Source organism: Chitinophaga sp. (assembly GCF_035564935.1).
Lineage (GTDB): Bacteria > Bacteroidota > Bacteroidia > Chitinophagales > Chitinophagaceae > Chitinophaga.
The window spans coordinates 1-1997 of the sequence record NZ_DATMTE010001132.1; the positions used below are offsets into that span (position 1 = coordinate 1).

The window sequence follows — 1997 nt, forward strand, 5'->3', positions numbered from 1 at the left end:
GATTGCTGCTGAGTGTTTGAGGTCCGTAAGGTAGTATCTCTCTTTGATTGGGCACAAAACTGCCTGCCCAGTCATTCTCAAAATTATTTAAGTAAGCCGCTGTCCAGTTCATGCTGGTATACCCTGCAGGAGGGGCGGATGGCGCCGGCTGATAATAACCGGAATAGTAAACAATACCCGTGGATGAATTATTGAGATAATACATCTTTGCAGGGATGTTATTGTAAGGCGCCTGCTGTTTCCGGAACTTTGTCAGGTTGGCACGGGTTTCAGCAAATATGGGAGTGATCAGGTTCCAGCGGATCAGGTCCCATTTCCGCAGGCCTTCGCCACCAAATTCAAACATTCTTTCATCGGTAATTGCTTTAAAAAAGCTTGCATAGTCGGATGGAACAGCGCCCATCTTATTTTCGTCGCCCTCAAAACCTCTTAAACGTACCTGTTTAAATGCGCTGGTGGCGGCTCCCGTGGGGGCATGGTTAATTTCGTTCTCCGCTTCCGCAAACATCAGCAGCACATCAGTATAGCGGATCATAGGCCAGCTGATACCGGTATAAGCAAAATTGCTGTTGGGAGGAGTGGCTGGATTGGAATGCCAGTCTCTCCGGAACTTTGCCATCACAAAAGGTCCGTAAACAGAAGCGATCCCGGTATAATAACCAGAGCCGTTTATGGCATAGCTGGCAATGGTCACATCACGTCTTACATCCATGCTGTCGAATTTATAGAAATAGGTAGGCAGCGCCCAATCAGACCCCATACCATTGCCATTAGTGCGGATACCGTCAATAAAGCCCACCCGGCCATCTGATACGCCGGTACCACCAGACAGGCCTACCTGGAAAAGTATTTCGCCATTAGGTTCAAGCCGGTGCGCATCGAGGTTATCCTTAAATACAGCCATAAAGGAGGGATTCAGCTTATGCTTCCCGGAATTGATAATATCATTGCATTCATCCCTGGCAATCTGGTAATATTTTAGGTAATCTGCAGGCCGCTCCATCTTCCTTGAACCTGCCCTCAGCGAATACCCGCCCCTGAACAGGGCTATCCTGGCCCGCAGCGCCTTTGCAGCCCCTTTCGTGATACGTTCATCTGCCGTTACTCCCGGATCGCCCCTCCAGGGCAAAAGCGAATCTGCGAGCGCCAGGTCATTCAGGATATGATCGTAGATGGAATCCCTGTTCGTGGCCGGCAGGTTAAGATCAGGCTGATCTACCGAAGGAATATAAGGAGCAGGCACATCTCCCCAGAATTTGATCAGGTCAAAGAAAAACTGCGCCCTTAAAGTCAGTACTTCGCCATACAACCGTCTCAGGCTTGCCTTATCATTGTCGGACCCGTTGGTATATAACTGCATCCGGGGAATGCTCTTGATACAATGATTGGCACGGTCAATCCCCGCGTAATAGATATTCCATTCTGCATCCAGTTCCGTATTTGTTGCCAGGGCGTTATACCGGCAAAGTGCCTTGGGCCCGTTGTCGCCGCCTATAGTAATAGTATTGCTGGCATTGCAATACGACTCGTCGCAGTCATTCGAGAAATAATACTGGATCCTTCCACCGTAACCTCTGTCGCCGGTAAGTGTGGCGTAGGTGCCTAATACAGCGCTGTAAGCATCGTTAACACTGCCAAAAACATAGGCTTCATCAAAAGCCGAATCAGGGCTTAGCGTTAAAAACTTCTTACATGAATGCAATGAAATTGCCACTAAAAAAGATCCGGTAAAAATGGCAAGTTTCTTTAAGTTGAGAATACGCATATGCTGAAATGATCTAAAATTTAACATTAATGCCGGCAATGAACGCTCTGCTGCGCGGATAAGGAGAAGAGTCAACGCCGGGAGTTACATAATTGGAATTTTTGGTGCTCACCTCAGGGTCAAGACCGGTGTACCTGGTTATAACAGCGGCGTTATTTACCGTGCAATAAATCCGCAGGCTGCTGAGCTTATTTTTCAGCAACGTTTCTACCGGCAAACTATACCCTAATGT

Annotated in this window: 2 protein-coding genes; both read right to left on the reverse strand. The window is 48.0% G+C overall.

The window, feature by feature from the left end; genetic code table 11:
- A partial coding sequence (locus VN105_RS29315; protein ID WP_325646975.1) for a RagB/SusD family nutrient uptake outer membrane protein occupies window positions 1–1765 on the reverse strand: 1765 nt, incomplete at its 3' end.
- A 13-nt stretch (window positions 1766–1778) separates the two neighbouring features.
- A partial coding sequence (locus VN105_RS29320) for a hypothetical protein (RefSeq protein ID WP_325646977.1) occupies window positions 1779–1997 on the reverse strand: 219 nt, incomplete at its 5' end.